General features: G+C 72.9%; 13 protein-coding genes. 6 read left to right on the forward strand and 7 right to left on the reverse strand.

The window, feature by feature from the left end; all coding sequences use genetic code 11:
• Nucleotides 1-28: 28 nt before the first annotated feature.
• Genes cobC through OG943_RS24365 form a run of 4 tightly spaced genes read right to left on the reverse strand, consistent with a single transcriptional unit; the run spans nt 29 to nt 5,079 of the window.
• Nucleotides 29-1,132, reverse strand: a complete 1,104-nt coding sequence (gene cobC, locus OG943_RS24350) for an Rv2231c family pyridoxal phosphate-dependent protein CobC (protein ID WP_328603218.1) — start codon at nt 1,130-1,132, stop codon at nt 29-31.
• Nucleotides 1,125-2,477, reverse strand: coding sequence for a cobyrinate a,c-diamide synthase (locus OG943_RS24355; protein ID WP_328603219.1), 1,353 nt, complete (start codon nt 2,475-2,477; stop codon nt 1,125-1,127). Before OG943_RS24355 ends, cobC begins: the two co-directional genes overlap by 8 nt.
• Nucleotides 2,471-3,085, reverse strand: coding sequence for a cob(I)yrinic acid a,c-diamide adenosyltransferase (gene cobO, locus OG943_RS24360; protein ID WP_328603220.1), 615 nt, complete (start codon nt 3,083-3,085; stop codon nt 2,471-2,473). The genes OG943_RS24355 and cobO overlap by 7 nt, the downstream gene beginning before the upstream one ends.
• A complete protein-coding gene (locus OG943_RS24365; RefSeq protein ID WP_328603221.1) occupies nt 3,085-5,079 on the reverse strand; it encodes a putative cobaltochelatase in 1,995 nt (664 codons plus the stop codon). The genes cobO and OG943_RS24365 overlap by 1 nt, the downstream gene beginning before the upstream one ends.
• 68 nt (nt 5,080-5,147) lie before the next feature.
• On the opposite strand from OG943_RS24365, the gene cbiE reads away from it, so the two are divergent.
• The 6 genes from cbiE to OG943_RS24395 all read left to right on the forward strand — a co-directional run bounded on the left by cbiE (nt 5,148) and on the right by OG943_RS24395 (nt 12,684).
• A complete protein-coding gene (gene cbiE, locus OG943_RS24370) occupies nt 5,148-6,308 on the forward strand; it encodes a precorrin-6y C5,15-methyltransferase (decarboxylating) subunit CbiE (RefSeq protein ID WP_328603222.1) in 1,161 nt (386 codons plus the stop codon).
• Nucleotides 6,309-6,372: 64 nt separating this feature from the next.
• Nucleotides 6,373-7,134, forward strand: coding sequence for a precorrin-4 C(11)-methyltransferase (cobM, locus tag OG943_RS24375; protein WP_328603223.1), 762 nt, complete (start codon nt 6,373-6,375; stop codon nt 7,132-7,134).
• On the forward strand, nt 7,131-8,141 hold the full coding sequence (locus OG943_RS24380) for a Gfo/Idh/MocA family protein (protein WP_328603224.1): 1,011 nt from the start codon (nt 7,131-7,133) through the stop codon (nt 8,139-8,141). Before cobM ends, OG943_RS24380 begins: the two co-directional genes overlap by 4 nt.
• Nucleotides 8,138-8,866 (forward strand): cobalt-precorrin-6A reductase, encoded by a 729-nt coding sequence (locus tag OG943_RS24385; RefSeq protein ID WP_328603225.1) that lies wholly within the window; start codon nt 8,138-8,140, stop codon nt 8,864-8,866. The genes OG943_RS24380 and OG943_RS24385 overlap by 4 nt, the downstream gene beginning before the upstream one ends.
• On the forward strand, nt 8,863-9,507 hold the full coding sequence (gene bluB / locus OG943_RS24390) for a 5,6-dimethylbenzimidazole synthase (protein ID WP_328612142.1): 645 nt from the start codon (nt 8,863-8,865) through the stop codon (nt 9,505-9,507). Before OG943_RS24385 ends, bluB begins: the two co-directional genes overlap by 4 nt.
• An 81-nt stretch (nt 9,508-9,588) precedes the next feature.
• On the forward strand, nt 9,589-12,684 hold the full coding sequence (locus OG943_RS24395) for an arabinosyltransferase domain-containing protein (protein WP_328603226.1): 3,096 nt from the start codon (nt 9,589-9,591) through the stop codon (nt 12,682-12,684).
• Between the two features lie 88 nt (nt 12,685-12,772).
• On the opposite strand, the gene OG943_RS24400 is transcribed toward OG943_RS24395, so the two are convergent.
• The 3 genes from OG943_RS24400 to OG943_RS24410 are packed head-to-tail and all read right to left on the reverse strand — an operon-like array spanning nt 12,773 to nt 16,031.
• Entirely contained in the window at nt 12,773-14,296 is a 1,524-nt protein-coding gene (locus tag OG943_RS24400; RefSeq protein ID WP_328603227.1) for a precorrin-2 C(20)-methyltransferase, read from the reverse strand.
• Entirely contained in the window at nt 14,293-14,916 is a 624-nt protein-coding gene (locus tag OG943_RS24405; RefSeq protein ID WP_328603228.1) for a precorrin-8X methylmutase, read from the reverse strand. Before OG943_RS24405 ends, OG943_RS24400 begins: the two co-directional genes overlap by 4 nt.
• Nucleotides 14,913-16,031 (reverse strand): precorrin-3B synthase, encoded by a 1,119-nt coding sequence (locus OG943_RS24410; protein ID WP_328603229.1) that lies wholly within the window; start codon nt 16,029-16,031, stop codon nt 14,913-14,915. Before OG943_RS24410 ends, OG943_RS24405 begins: the two co-directional genes overlap by 4 nt.
• Between the last annotated feature and the right edge of the window lie 94 nt (nt 16,032-16,125).

Raw genomic sequence — 16,125 nt, forward strand, 5'->3', positions numbered from 1 at the left:
ATTCCTCGTAGCCAGACCACGGCTGAATTCAGAGCAACGCGGCCAACGTGGCCAGGAATCCGTCCGTCACCTCGCGGGAACGGACGGCCAGGCGCACGTACTCCGGCCCCAGGCCGGGAAAGGTGTCGCCGCGGCGGACCGCGTAACCGGCGTCGCGCAGGCGGGTGCGCAAGGACGGGTCGGGGTGGCGCACCAGGACGAAGGGGCCTCGCGGGTCGCCCAGGACAGTGAGGCCCAGCGCGGTGAGACCCGGTGTGGTGAGACCCGGCGTGGTCAGGCTCGGTGCAGTGAGGCCCAGCGAGGTAAGGCCGGAGACCAGGTACTCCCGATCGGATTCCGCGGCGACAGCCAGTTTCTCCGCCTCCTCCACCGCGGCCGGACGGCAGCAGGCCACCGTCGCGACACCGGCCAAAGTGGACACCGACCACGGCGGCTGGACCGCGCGCAGCCGCGCCACGACGTCCGGCGGTCCGAGCAGGTAGCCCGCGCGCAGGCCCGCCAGGCCCCACGTCTTGGTCAGGCTCCGCAGCACGACCACGCCCGGCAGCGACTCCCCCGCCAGGCTCTCCGCCTCGCCCGGGACGGCGTCGAGGAACGCCTCGTCCACCACCAGCAGCCGGCCCGGCCGGATCAGTGCGCGCAGGGTCGACGCGGGGTGCAGCACCGACGTCGGATTGGTCGGGTTCCCCACGAACACCAGATCGGCCGACGCGGGGACCGGCCCAAGCCGGAAACCGTCCGAAGAGGACAGTACGACCCGCGAGACCTGGTGACCCGCCGCGCGCAGGGCCGCTTCCGGTTCGGTGAACTGCGGGTGGACGACCACTGCGTGTTCCGGCCGCAAAGCGTTGGCCAGCAAGGTGAACGCCTCCGCCGCGCCCGCCGTCACCAGCACCTCGTCGACCGTTCGCCCGTGTCGCCGGGCCACGGCCTCGGCGGCCGCCGTCGAGTCCGGGTACGCGGCCAGCGTGTCCAGCGCCGACGCCAGCTCGCACCGCAGCCACTCCGGCGGCCGCGGCAGCCGGACGTTCACCGCGAGGTCCACCAAACCCGGCCCGACCTCGCGGTCTCCGTGGTGGTGCAAGTCGTATCCCGCCGACGCGCCCGCGGAAGCAGCGTCGTACTCAGCCACCGGAGGCCACCGAAGCGAAAGCCCGCACATGTCCGGCGAAACGCTGCGCCAGCTCCGGATACCCGGCCCAATGCACATGCAGGTACGAAGCGTGCAGCGAAGCCGAAGCGAACCCGTCCCGCAGGCGGTCCCAGCCCCACGCCGGGGTGGCGCCGTGGCCGGGTGTCACCTCGGTGCGGTGGAATTCGTGGCCGGTGACCCGCGCGCCTGCCGGAGCCAGCACATTGTCCGAAAGGGACACTGCGGTCCGGTAGCCGAGCTTGCCCCGCTTGGTCATCGCGGCCGTCGCGGGCAGGGCGCCGACCATCGGCAGGCCGTCGAGGGATTCACACAGGTACAGCAGCCCCGCGCACTCCGCGCTCACCGGCATCCCGCGCGCGATCGCGGCGGCCACCTGCTCACGCAACGCGCGGTTCGCCGACAGTTCGGCCGCGTGCACCTCCGGGAAACCGCCGCCGAAGTACAGTCCGGCGCATCCGTCCGGAAGTTCCTTGTCCCGCAACGGGTCCACGTCCACCACGTCGACCCCGTAAGACGCGAGCAGCTCCACGTTCTCCGTGTAGCGGAAGGTGAACGCGGGCCCGGCGGCCGCGGCGACCACCGTGCGCGGCCCCGCCATGTCACCCGGCGGAGTCCACATCGGACCGGAAAGTCGCGGTGCACTGCGCGCGACCCGGACCACGGCCTCCAGGTCCACCCCGCCCGCGACCCAGTCCGCCAGCTCCGGCAGCACCCGCTGAGAGTCCGCCGCGCGCTCGGCGGCCGGGACGAGCCCGAGGTGCCGGCTCGGCGCGTGCACGTTCTCGTTACGCCGCAACGCACCCAGCAGCGGCACGCCCGTCCCCTCCAGTGCGGACGCGATCTCGTCCTCGTGCCGCTGCGAGCCCAGCTTGTTCAGGATCACGCCGGCGAGGCGCACGCGGGTGTCGTAGCTCGCGAAGCCCAGCACGGTCGCCGCGACGCTGCGGGAAGCGGCCGAAGCGTCGACGACCAGCACCACCGGCGCGTCCAGCAGCCGCGCGACGTGCGCCGTCGAGGCGTAGCCCTCCGTGCCGAGCGCGCCGTCGAACAGGCCCATCACACCCTCGATCACGGCGATGTCCGCGCCCGCGGAACCGTGGCGCAGCAAGGGAACCAGCCGTTCCTCGCCCTGCAGGAACGGGTCGAGGTTACGGGCCGGGCGGCCGGTCGCGAGCGCGTGGTAACCCGGGTCGATGAAGTCCGGGCCCACCTTGTGCCCGGACACCCGGTGCCCGGCCGCGCGCAGGGCCGCCATCAGGCCGGCCGCGATGGTCGTCTTGCCGTGCCCGGAGCCGGGCGCGGCGATGACCACCCGCGCTACCACTCGATCCCCCGCTGCCCCTTCTGCCCGGCGTCCATCGGGTGCTTGACCTTCGTCATCTCGGTCACCAGGTCCGCGGCCTCGATCAGCTCGGGCGGGGCGTACCGGCCGGTGATCACCACGTGCTGGTGGCCGGGCCGGGAGACCAAAGCGGACACCACGTCGTCCACCTCGAGCCAGCCCCATTTGAGCAGGTAGCTGAACTCGTCGAGCACGTAGAACCCGTGCGTCTCGGCGGCGAGACGGCGCTTGATCTCCGCCCAGCCCTCCCGCGCGTTGGCCGCGTGGTCCTCCTCGGTACCGGACTTACGCGTCCAGCTCCAGCCCTCGCCCATCTTGTGCCACTCGACCGCGCCGCCCTCGCCGGTCTCGTCGTGCAGCTTCCCGAGCGCGCGGAACGCGGCTTCCTCGCCGACGCGCCACTTCGCCGACTTCACGAACTGGAACACCCCGATCGACCAGCCCTGGTTCCACGCGCGCAGCGCCATGCCGAACGCGGCGGTCGACTTGCCCTTCATCTCGCCGGTGTGCACGACGAGCAGCGGCCGGTTGCGCCGCTGGCGCGTGGTGAGCCCGTCCTGCGGGACGACGGCCGGTTTCCCTTGCGGCATCAGGCAGCCCTTCCCGTGCGTTCACGCACCGCCGAGGCGAGCGACTCCGCGGCGACGTCCGCCAGCGGCACGTGCTCGGCACCGAGGTGCCCGGCCAGCTCCGCGGCGAGGCCGAGGCGCATCCGCCCGCTCTCGCAGTCCATCACGATCGTGGTCACCCCGGCGAGCAGCCCGGCGGCGGCCTGCGAACGCACGACGGCGTCCGCCCCGCTCGTCGCCCGCCCGTCGGTGACCACGACCAGCAGCGGACGCCGGCGCGGGTCGCGGATCGCCTCCACCCGTAGCACCCGCGCGGCCTCCAGCAGTCCTTCGGCCAGCGGCGTGCGGCCGCCCGTCGGCAGGCCTTCGAGCCGGGACGCGGCGGCATCGACGCTGATCGTCGGCGGCAGCGCGAGCTCGGCCGAGTCGCCACGGAACGTCACCAAGCCGACCTTGTCCCGCCGTTGGTAAGCGTCCATCAGCAACGACAGCACCGCCGTCTTCACTTCGCGCATCCGCGTCCGCGCGCCCATCGAGCCGGACGCGTCGACGCAGAAGAGCACGAGGTTTCCTTCGCGCCCTTCGCGCAACGCGAAGCGCAAGTCCTGTGTACGCACCTTCAGGCCCGGACCGTTGCGGCCTCGCGAACGCTGGTGCGGCGCCGCCGCGCGCACGGTCGCCACCAGGTGCGGCCGCCCGTCGCGGACACTCGGCGGCTGGACGCCGATCGTGCGCCCGCTGTCGGTGATCGCCCGCGACCGGCGGCCACGCTCGCCCTCGCCGGTGCCCTTGACTCGGAACACGCGCGCCCGGAACGTGTCCCCGGCGCCGACCGTCTTCTGTGGCCCGGACCCGTCGCCGTTCCCAGTCTGGGGTTGGGGTTGGGGCTGCTGAGCGCCGTCGCCCGGTGGCTGGTCCGCCTCCGCAGGCGGCGTCGAACCCGAGCCGGGGCCGTCATCGTCCGGGCCGTCGCCGGGACCGCTGTCATCAGGACCAGGCGACGGCGGCTGCGCGTCCTCGAGCGCCTGCTCCAGCTGTTCCTCGGAAATCCCCGGCGCGTCGAACGGGTTGCGCCGCCGCCGGTGCGGCAGCGCGAGCCGCGCGGCGACGCGGATGTCCTCGGTGGTCACCTCGTCGCGGCCGGCCCAGGCGGCGTGCGCGACGGCCGTGCGCGCCGTGACGATGTCGGCCCGCATACCGTCCACCTCGAACGACGCGCACACCTCGGCGATCTGCCGCAGCGCGTCGTCGGGCAGCTTCACGGCGGGCAGAAGGCGTTGCGCCGCCTCGATGTCCGCGGCCAGCGAAGCGTCTTCGTCCGCGTACGCAGCCGCGAAGCCGTCCTGATCCGCTTCGTACGCGAGGCGGCGGCGGACGACCTCGACGCGCTGCTCCGGATCCCGGCTGGACGCGACCTCGACGGTCAGCCCGAACCGGTCCAGCAGCTGCGGCCGCAGCTCGCCCTCCTCCGGGTTCATCGTGCCGATCAGCACGAACCGGGCCGCGTGCGAGACCGAGACGCCCTCTCGTTCCACGGTCGCGCGGCCCATCGCGGCGGCGTCGAGCAGCGTGTCCACCAGGTGGTCGTGCAGGAGGTTGACCTCGTCGACGTACAGCAGGCCGCGGTGCGCGGCGGCGAGCAGGCCCGGCTGGTAGTCCGTGACGCCCTCGGCCAGCGCCTTCTCCAGGTTCAGCGAGCCGACCACCCGGTCCTCGGCCGCGCCGACGGGCAGCTCCACCAGCCGCGCGGGCCGCCGGTGCGCGGACCCGCCAGTCCGGTGCGGGCCGTCCGGGCACAGCGGGTCCGGCGCGGCCGGGTCGCAGGAGAAGCGGCAGCCGTCCACGACGTCGACGCCCGGCAGCAGGCCCGCCAGCGCCCGCACCATCGTCGACTTCGCCGTGCCCTTCTCACCCCGCACGAGCACCCCGCCCACGGCGGGCGAGATCGAGGACAACACCAGCGCCAGGCGCAGGTCCGGCATCCCGACGACGGCGGTGAACGGGTACGGCTTCAACAGCACTCCTCGTGGTCGGCGTCCGGCCGATCATCGCACAGGAAACACGTCGTCTAGCGTGGGCGAACGTGCGCGAAAAATCACGCCTGACCGTGGTCGGCATCGGGGCCGACGGCTGGCCGGGGTTATCGCCGCGGGCCAGGGAAACCGTGCTCACGGCCGACGTCGTACTGGGCGCGCCGCGGCAGCTCGCGTACCTGCCGGAAGAGGTCCGCACCCAGCCGTGGCCCAGCCCGCTGCTGCCCGCGCTCGACGACGTCCTCGCCGAGCACTCCGGGCGGTGGATCTGCGTCCTGGCCAGCGGCGACCCGCTGCTGTCGGGCATCGGCACCACGCTGCGGGACCGCGGTCACGACATCGAGGTCGTGCCCGCGCTGTCCTCGGTGACGCTGGCCCGCGCGCGGCTCGGCTGGCCGGCCGAGGAGACCGAGGTGGTCACCGTGGTCGGCCGCGCGGTGCAGCGCGTCGCCCGCGCGCTGGCGCCCCGGCGCAAGGTGCTGGTGCTCGGCGCGAACGCCGCCGACCTGCGTGAGCTGCTGAAGGACCGCGGCTACGGCGGCACCACCCTGACCGCGCTGGAGAACCTCGGTGCCGAGGACGAGCAGATCACCGACGGCTGGGCGCACGACCCCGGCCCGCTCACCGTGTTCGCCCTCGATTGCGCCGGCCCCGCCCTGCCGCTCACCGGCCTGCCCGACGACGCCTTCGAGCACGACGGCCAGCTCACCAAACGCGACCTCCGCGCCTCCGCCCTCGCCCACCTCGCGCCCAGCCCCGGCGAGCTGCTCTGGGACGTCGGCGCGGGCGCGGGCAGCATCGGCGTCGAATGGTCGCGCGCGCACCCGCTGAACCGCGCCATCGCGATCGAGCGCGACCCGGCGCGGGCCGAACGCGTCACGCGCAACGCGAACACGCTCGGGGTGCCCGAACTGCGGGTGGTCACCGGACCGGCCCCCGATGTCCTCGCCGGGCTGCCGAAGCCGGACGCCGTGTTCATCGGCGGTGGCCTCACGGTCCCCGGCCTGCTCGACGCGTGCCTCGCCACCGGCGCCCGGATCGTCGCGCACGGCGTGACGCTCGAAGCTGAGCAGGTACTCGCCCGCGCGTACGCGGAGCATGGCGGTGAGCTGCAGCGGATCACCGTCGAGCACGCGAAACCGCTCGGCGGGTTCACCGGCTGGACCCCGTCGCGCACCGTGACGCAGTGGTCCTGGCCCAACGACTCGTGAGTGTTTATGACGGTTCTAACCGTCATAAACACTCACGAGTCCTTTTCTGAGGAGGGAGCGGGAAATGACCGTCTACTTCATCGGCGCCGGCCCCGGCGCGGCGGACCTGATCACGGTCCGCGGCCGCGACACGCTCGCGCGCTGCGGCGTCTGCCTCTACCCCGGCAGCATGACACCGACCGACCTGCTGGCGTACTGCCCGCCGGACGCCGAGCGCGTCGACACCGCGGGCCTCAGCCTCGACGAGATCGCGGGCAAGCTCGTCGACGCCCACCACGCGGGCCACGACGTCGCCCGCCTCTGCTCGGGCGATCCTTCGCTCTACAGCGCGGTCGCGGAGCAGATGCGGCGGCTCGACCTGGCCGGCGTGCCTTACGACGTGGTCCCCGGCGTGCCCGCCTTCGCCGCCTCGGCCGCCGTGCTCCGGCGCGAGCTGACCGTGCCGGAGATCGGCCAGAGCCTGGTGATCACCCGAGCACAGGCGCGGTCCACGGCGATGCCGGACGGCGAGACACTGGCCAACTTCGCCCGCAGCGGCGCCACTCTCGCGCTGCACCTGGCGATCAACCACGTCGAGCGGGTCGCCGCCGAGCTGGCCGGTTTCTACGGCGAGGACTGCCCGGCGGCGATCGTCGCGCTGGCCAGCCAGCCGGGCGAGACGGTGGTGCGCGGCACGCTCGCCGACATCGCCGGTCAGGCGCACGAGGCCGGGCTGACGCGGGCGGCCACCATCTTCGTCGGCCGGGCGCTCGCCGCCGAAGGTTTTCCCGACAGCTTCCTGTATTCGAGCACCCGTGACCGCGCGAGCCAACCGGAGTCGTTGTGACGAACCTGCGCTGGGGCCTCCTGGCCGCCGGGACCATCGCCGCCGAGTTCGCGGCCGGCGTGGAACGAAGCAAACACGGCGTTCTCGGCGCTGTCGCCGCACGCTCGGCCGAGCGTGCACGCGAGTTCGCGACGCGCTTCGAGATCCCGAAGGCGTACGGCGGCTACGAAGACCTCCTCGCCGACCCGGACATCGACGCTGTGTACATCGCGACGCCGCACCCGATGCACGCCGAGTGGGCCATCCGCGCCGCGGAAGCCGGGAAGCACGTGCTGTGTGAGAAGCCGCTCACGGTCACCGCGGCAGAGGCCGAGAAGGTCATCGATGCCGCGCGCCGTAACGACGTCTTCCTCATGGAGGCGTTCATGTACCGGCTGCACCCGCAGACGCGACGGCTGGCCGAGCTGATCTCCTGCGGCGCGATCGGCGAGGTCCGGGCCGTCGACGTGACATTCAGCTTCGCCTCGGACGACAATGACGCCGCGCGCCTGGGCGATCCCGCGCTCGGCGGCGGCGGGATCCTCGACGTCGGCTGCTACTGCACGTCGCTGGCCCGGCTGGTCGCGCAGGCCGCCACCGGCGAGACCGTGATCGAACCCACGACTGTCACCGGCATGGCGCGGCTTTCCGAACGCGGGGTCGACGAGTACGCGATGGGCCTGCTCCGGCTGCCCGGCGGCATCATCGCGCAGCTGTCCTGCGGTTACCGGCTCGCGCAGGACGACCACATCCGCGTCTACGGCAGCACCGGGCAGCTGTACGTGCCGAAGCCCGCGTGGATCCACGAAATGCGCCCGCCGGGCACCTCGTCGATCGTGCTGACTCCCGCCGCCGGCGAGCCCGAGGTGATCGAGATCGAGGCGACGCAGGGCCTGTTCACCCGCGAGGCCGACCACGTCGCCGCGCACGTGGCCGACCGGCAGGCACCCGAGCTGACCTGGGCGGAAACGCTGGCGAACATGCGCACACTCGACCGCTGGCGCGCGGCCGTGGGTTACGGCGGATGAACGTCCTCATCTTGGGCGGCACCGCGGAAGCCCGCGCGCTCGCGGCTGTGCTGCATGACAAGGACTTTCACGTCGTCTCATCCCTAGCTGGCCGCGTCGCGCAACCGCGGCTGCCGGTCGGCGAAGTACGCGTCGGCGGCTTCGGCGGTGTCGACGGCCTAGTCGCGTGGCTGCGCGAGCACGACGTACAAGCCGTCGTGGACGCGACGCACCCCTTCGCGGAACGCATTGGCGCCAACGCCTTCGCCGCAGCAGAGCAAACCGGTATCCCGCTGCTCCGCCTCGCACGGCCCGGCTGGCAAGAAAGCGAAGGCGACCGCTGGCACTGGGCTCAGGACCTGACCGAGGCCGCCGCCCTGCTGCCCGGCCTCGGCCGCCGGGTCTTCCTGACCAGCGGCCGCCAGGGCCTGGCGGCGTTCGCGAGCCTCGACGAGCTGTGGTTCCTGATCCGCTGCGTCGACCCGCCGGAGCCGCCGCTGCCGCCACGGCACGAGGTGCTGCTGGACCGTGGACCGTACGAAGTGGACAGAGAGCACGCGCTGATGACGGGCCACCGCATCGACGTGCTCGTCACCAAGGACAGCGGCGGCTCGATGACCGCCGCGAAGCTGACCGCCGCGCGCGAGCTGGGGGTGCCGGTGGTCGTCGTGCGCCGTCCGCCCCGGCCGGCCACCACCGTGGCGGCGGACGTCGCCGAAGCCGTCGAATGGGTGTTATGCCGATGATCGAAGAGTTCTACCGCGTCCTGCACAGCCGCCGCGATGTCCGCGGCGAGTTCACCGGCGAGCCGATCGACGACGCCGTGCTCACGCGGGTGCTCGAAGCCGCGCACGCCGCGCCGAGTGTCGGGCTGAGCCAGCCGTGGGACTTCGTCCTGGTGCGCGACATCGGCACGCGCGAAACGTTCGCGAAGCACGTCCACGACGAGCGGGACGTCTTCGCCGCTTCGCTCGACGGCGAGCGCGCGGACACCTTCTCCCGCATCAAGATCGAAGGCATCCTCGAGTCCAGCGTCGGCATCGTGGTCACCTACGACGCCGGACGTGGCGCGCCCGCGGTCCTCGGCCGGCACGCGATCGCCGACGTCGGGCTGTACTCGGCCTGCCTGGCGATCCAGAACCTGTGGCTGGCCGCGACGGCGGAGGGCCTCGGCGTCGGCTGGGTCAGCTTCTACCGTGAGCCGTTCCTCTCCGGGCTGCTGGACATCCCGGACGGCATCCGGCCGGTGGCGTGGCTGTGCGTCGGGCCGGTCACCGCGCTGGCCGAAGTCCCGGACCTGGAACGACACGGCTGGCGCCGCCGCACCCCGCTGGCGGACGCCGTGCACCACGAACGCTTCACCCCGCGTGACCAGGGGTCGGCCTGACCGCCCACCACGAACGCTTCGCCTCGCGTCACCAGGGGTCTGCGTAAACCCCTCTCGATCACACCCGTTAGCGTGACCCGGATGCGTCCGATTGCCGTAGCGCTGGGGTTGCTTGCGGCTCTTTGCGCCCTGGCTTTCCCCTTCCTGCCGGTCGTGCAGGACACCGCGGAGGTCGCCTGGCCCACCGGCAGCGACACCCGTTCCGTCAACGCGCCCTTGACCGGCTACTGGGCCCAGGACCTCCAAGCCGAGCTGCCGTGCCCGGCGATCCGCTCCCTGGACGCGCGCACGAACGGCCCCGCGCTGCTGTTCGCGACTGTCCCGGACGGCCGCACGGACCCGCGCGCGGGCAAGGGTGTCGGCCTCCAGCTGCGCGTCGACAACGGCGTGCTGCTCGCGTCCAGCCAGGGCCAGCAGCTCGTGCAGCAGCCGCTGCCGCAGGACGGCTGCACGGTGGCGCTCAGCTCCGACGCCTCGCAGATGACGCTCTCGGTCGCCGGGACCACGGTGTTCCACACGACCGGCGACGTCCGGCCGCGTGTCGTCGGCATCTACTCCTCGATCAACTCCGCGCGCGACCCGATCTCGGGCCTGCACGTCTCGATCGTGCCGGACACGCGCTACCAGACCTCGCCGACGCCGTTGAAGCTCGGCGTCGGGATCCTCGCCGTGCTGGCGTTCATCGGCTGCCTGATCGTGGTGTGGCGAATGGACTCCGGCTTCGCGCGGCGCGCGCCCCGCTGGGCGCCGGTCGGCTGGTGGCGGCTGACCGGGCGCGACGCGACGGTGATCCTCGCGCTCGGCGCGTGGGTCTTCATCGGCCCGGTGACCTCGGACGACGGCTACATCCTGACCATGGCCAGAGTCACCGAGCAGACCGGTTTCCTGACCAACTACCACCGCTGGTTCGGCGTCGCGGAGGCGCCGTTCGGCTGGTTCTACCACGTGTACGAGCTGATGGCGCACGTCAGCGTGGTGCCGCCGTGGATCCGGCTGCCGTCCTACCTGGTCGGCGTGATCAGCTGGCTGCTGATCAGCCGCGAGGTGATGCCGCGGCTGGGCACGCAGGTGCGCGGCAGCCGCGCGGCGGGCTGGGCCGCGGCGGCGGTGTTCCTGGTCTGGTGGATGCCGTACAACAACGGCGTCCGGCCGGAACCGGTGGCGGCGCTGGGTTCCCTGCTCGCGATCTGCGCGGTGGAGCGCGCGCTGGTCACCCGCCGGCTGCTGCCGCTGTGCCTCGGCTTGACGGCCGCCGCGTTCACCCTCGCCGCGACGCCGACCGGGCTGATCGCCGTGGCGCCGTTCCTGGTCGCCGCGCGCCCGTTGTTCAAGCTCGTCCGGCAACGCGCGATGGACGGCTGGCTGCCGATCCTCGCGCCGATCCTGGCCGCGGGCCTGCTGGTGCTGGTGGTGGTGTTCGCCGACCAGACGTTCGCCACCGTGCAGGAGGCCACGCGCATCCGCACGCAGGTGGGCCCGAACCTGTCGTGGTTCCAGGAGCTGGTGCGCTACCAGTTGCTGTTCGAGAACCTGCCCGACGGCTCCGCTCCCCGCCGGTTCCCGGTGCTGCTGGTACTGCTGTGCACCGGAACCTGCCTGGTGGTGCTGCTGCGCCGCGGCCGCATCCCGGGCGCCGCGCTCGGCCCGAGCCGCCGGCTGATCGGCACCGTCGCGTTGTTCTTCCTGCTGCTCGCGCTGACGCCGACGAAGTGGACCCACCACTTCGGCGCGTTCGCCGCGGTGGGCGCCGCGATGGCGGCGTTGACCGCGCTCGCCACGAGTTCGACGGTGCTGCGCTCGAACCGCAACCGCGCGGCGTTCCTGGCCGGGCTGCTGGTGGTCGGCGCGCTCGCCGCGACGGGGCCCAACACGTACTGGTTCGTCTCGCGCCTCGGCGTGCCGTGGACGAACGTGGCGCCCTCGCTCGGCGGCATCTCGCTGTCCACGATCCTGCTGGTGGCGGCCGCGGTCGCGGGGATATACGCGTTCGTGGAGAACATCCGCGCGCACCGGCCGGGCGCGGCGGCGGCTTCGGAGGGATCGCAGGAGCGCCGCAGCCGGTCGCTGCGACTGGGGTCGCTGTCGCTGGTGGTGGTGTGCGGCCTGGCGGCCGTCGGCGAGTTCTACACGATGGCGATGGCGATCCACACCCAGTCCGGCAGCTACAGCCTGGGCGCGGCGAACTTCGGGCACCTGTTCGGCCAGAGCTGCAACCTGTCCGATCACGTGATGGTGGAGCGCGACCCGGCGAAGAGCATCCTGCACGCGCAGTCCGAGCAGCGGACCGTGCCGGTCAAGCCGGAGGAAACGTCGCCGCTGCCCAACCCGGACCTCGACAACGGCCGCGTGCAGACCGGCTTCCACACCCGCCCGACCGACGACAAGGACCCGCTCGCCGAGCCGCCACACGGCTTCACGCCGGCCCAGGTGCCGATGTGGAGCAGCTACCTCGACACACAGACGCGCGCGGGCCGGCTGCGCAGCGATTGGTACGCGCTGACGGAAAAGCCCGCGGACGGCCAGATCGTGGTCGCCACCGCGGCCCAGGTGCGGCGTCCGTCGTCGGTGAGCCTCGACTACGGCGTGAACACCCCGGACGGCGTGAAGATCCTGCGCAGCCAGTTCGCGCTGCCGCCGGGCGCGGGCACCGGCGGCTGGGGCGACACCCGGATCAACCTGCGCGACCTCCCGCCGGAGACGAACGCGGTGCGGATCAACATCGTCGACAACGACCTGACCGAGGACGGCTGGATCGCCGCGTCCGCCCCGCGCGTGCCGACGTTCACCACGCTCACCGACAAGCTCGCGGGCAAGTCCGTGTACATCGACTGGCCCGCGTCGTTCGTCTACCCGTGCGCCGAGCCGGTCACCTCGCGCGACGGCATCTCGCAGGTCCCGGACTACCGCATCACGGCGGGCAGCCTGGCCGACGAGGCCGACTGGGCGTCCAGCACCAACGGCGGCCCGAACGGCTGGCTGGAGGAGCTGGCGGACGAGCCGGAGGTGCCCAGCTACCTGCTCGGCCAGCCCAGCCAGTCGTGGGGCCAGCTGCTGCAGGTGGAGCCCTTCACCGAGGGCATCGCCCCGACCGTCCGGCACGGCAGCCGGACCGTCTGGGGCTGGTGGTCGCCCGGGCCAGGTCCCAAGCAGCCCAACGGCAAGGACCCGACCCGCTGAGCTGTCCGTGATGCCAGGGATGCCCTGAAGGCCACCATGAGGGACTTATCTGCCCTCATGGTGGCCTTCAGGGCACGCGAAGCAGCGTTCAGCCGTAGCTGCGCGGTGTCCACACGATCGCCGTCCCACCGGGCCCGGTTTCCACCCGGGTCTGCGACGAGCCCACGATCAGCAGGCACCGCATGTCCACAGTGGACGGGTCCAGCCCGCCCAGCGTGGTGACGCGGATGTCCTCCTCGGGCCCGCCCACGTCGCGGGCCACCACCAGCGGAGTGGACGGGGCACGGTGGCGCAGCAGGACATCGCGGGCCGACGCCAGCTGCGTCACGCGGGTGCGCGACGCCGGGTTGTACAGCGCCAGCACCAGATCCGCCGCGCCCGCGGCGTCAAGACGGCGTTCGATGATCTCCCACGGCTTCAGCCGGTCCGAGAGCGACAGCACGCAGTAGTCGTGGCCCAGCGGCGCGCCGACGCGGGCGGCGGCGGCCTGCGCGGCCGTCACCCCGGGCACCACCCGCACCCGCACACCCGCGCCGCGGCCGGCCGAAACCTGTTCCAGCACCGCGGAAGCCATCGCGAACACCCCCGGGTCACCGGAGGACACCACGGCCACGCGGGCGCCCGCACGAGCCAGCTCCAGCGCGTCGGCCGCCCGGTCCGCCTCGACCCGGTTGCCCGACGCGTGCCGCTGCTGGCCCGCGCGCTGCGGCACCCGCGCGACGTACGGCCCATACCCCACCACGTGTTCCGCCGCCGCCAGCTCCGCCGAAGCCTCCGGCGTCAGCCACTCCGGGCCCGCCGGGCCGAGGCCGACGACCACGACCTCACCGCTCTCACCGGCAGGCGCCGGACCAGCGCCGGCAGCTGAGGCCGCACCGTCCACACGGGACGCGTACGCCGGGCTTGGCAGCAGCGCCAACGAGAAGTACGGCACCGAAGCCGGGTCGACGTCCGCGAGCGGCAACACGCGCTGCTCACCCCAGGTCGCGCGCTCGACGTACCACGCGTCGTCCAGCTTGCCCGCCTCCGCGAACGCCTCGCGCACCGAGCCGAACGTGCGGCCCAGTTTCAGCACGGCCGCGGACTCCGTGTCGGCGAGCCGGCGAGCCAGCTCCGGCGCGGGCAGCGTGCCGGGCAGCACCGTGAACACCTCGTCGCGCTGCACCAGCGGGCGGCCGAGCACCGAGGACGCCGCGCTCACCGACGTCACACCGGGCACCACCTCCGCGGTGTAACGCCCGGAAAGCCGTTCGTGCATGTACATGTAGGAGCCGTAGAAGAACGGGTCGCCCTCGCACAGCACCACGACGTCACGTCCGGCGTCGAGGTGCTCGGCGAGCTTTTTGGCGCTCAGCTCGTAGAAGTCCGCGATCGCGCCCTCGTACCCGCCGGGGTGATCGGTGGTCTCCGTGGTGACCGGGTAGACCAGCGGCTCCTCCAGCTGCCCTTCCCGCAGGTACGGGGCGGCCACGGAGCGCGCGATGCTCCGGCCGTGGCGCGCGCTGTGGTACGCGATCACACCGGCCTCGCCGATCAGCCGCGCCGCCTTGACCGTCATCAGCTCCGGGTCGCCGGGCCCGAGGCCGACGCCGTACAGCTTCCCGGGGGTCATTCGGCCACGCTCGCGATCGCGTTGACGGCCGCCACGGCCATCGCGCTGCCGCCGCGGCGGCCGTGCACCACCAGGTACGGCGCGGGTGCGGCCTTCGCCAGCTCCACTTTGGACTCCGCCGCGCCGACGAAGCCCACGGGCACGCCGATGATCGCGGCCGGCGCGCCGACCCCTTCGCCGAGCAGCTCCAGCAGCCGGAACAGCGCCGTGGGGGCGTTGCCGATCGCGACCACCGAACCGGGCAGCCGGTCGCGCCACAGCTCCAGCGCCGCGGCCGAGCGGGTGGTGCCCATCCGCTCGGCCAGGCCCGGCACGCTCGGGTCGTCCAGTGTGCAGACGATCTCGTTCGCCGCGGGCAGCCGCTTGCGCGTGATGCCGCTCGCGATCATCTTCGCGTCGCACAGCACCGGCGCGCCCGCCTCGAGCGCCGCGCGGCCGGACTCGACCACGTCGAGGCTGTAGCGCAGGTCGTCGACCAGGTCGACCATGCCGCAGGAGTGGATCATCCGCACCGCGACGCCGGCGACGTCGTCGGGCAGGATCGCCAGATCCGCCTCTTCGCGGATCGTGGCGAACGAGTGCCGGTAGATCTCGGCACCGTCCCGCAGGTAGTCGATCACGAGGTTTCCTTTCTCACCAACGCTTCCGTCAGACGGGAAACCGGGGTCCACCGCCCGTCGACACGGTAGCCGCCGCCCTCGGCGACCACGTCCAGGTGGGCCCCCGACGGCCGGCCGCAGCGGCGCGCGCAGCCGACGACGTGCGCGCGGACACCGCCAGGCACCAGCTGTGCGGCGTCGGCACGGACGTCGGCGAGCGACTTCGCACACCCCGGCCGCCCGATGCACGCTGTGATCTCCAACGCGCCCGGGTCGGTGCTCAGCCCGGCAGCCTCCAGGCGGGCGAGGTCCGTCGCGCCGGGCAGCACCACCGAACGCCACGGCGTCACCACGGCCGACGCGGCGACGTCGGCGAGCACCCCCAGCTGCGCGGCCGTGAGCTGCCCGAACCGGGGCGCGACACCGATCGCCGAACCGAACCGGCCCACCGTCGGGTCCACCCGCACCGGCCGGTCGACCGGGTGCTCGCGCGGTCCGGCGGGCAACAGCGCCGTCGGGTCGGCCAGCTCGGCGATCCGCCACGCCGTCCCCCGCGCCTCGCCGAACGCGGCGGCCACGGCGAGCATCGCGTCAACGGCGTCGGCCCGCGGCACCGCGCAACCGGTGTCCACGCCGGCGAGCAGGACCGTGCCGAGCGACGGCGTCACGGCGCGCCAGCAGACATCGGCGCCTTCACCCGCGACGTCACCACGGCCGTCGTCGAAGGCGAACAGGAACCGTCCCGGCAGCGAGGCGAGCGCGGGCCGCGCGCACAGCTCGACGTCCAGCGCCTGCGCGAGCCCCCGGACGTCGGCGATCCCGCCGTGGATCCCGCTGAGCGGTGACGCCAGGACGTTGCGGACGCGCTCGTGCGAAGGCGAAGGCAGCAACCCGGCCGCTGTCAGTCGCTTCGCCAGACCCGGGCGCGTCACGCCGCGCAGCTGGACGTTGCCGCGGGAGGTGAGGTGGACGTCGCCGTCGCCGAGCTCGTCGGCACACTCGGCGAGCACCCGGAGCCGCTCCGCGGTGATGGCGCCGCCCGGCAGCCGGACGCGGGCCAGCGGGCCGTCCGCCGCGTCGTGCGTGGCGAAGACACCGGGGCACGCGTCGGCGCGCACGCGGGCGGGGCTGGACATGGCGCTCACTGTAGCTGGCGAATGGTTCAGCAACCCTGTGATCATATGTAGTAGGTGTGCTACGTTCGATCGCACAGGTGAGATGGGGGTGGTT

Source organism: Amycolatopsis sp. NBC_00345 (assembly GCF_036116635.1).
Classification (GTDB): domain Bacteria; phylum Actinomycetota; class Actinomycetes; order Mycobacteriales; family Pseudonocardiaceae; genus Amycolatopsis.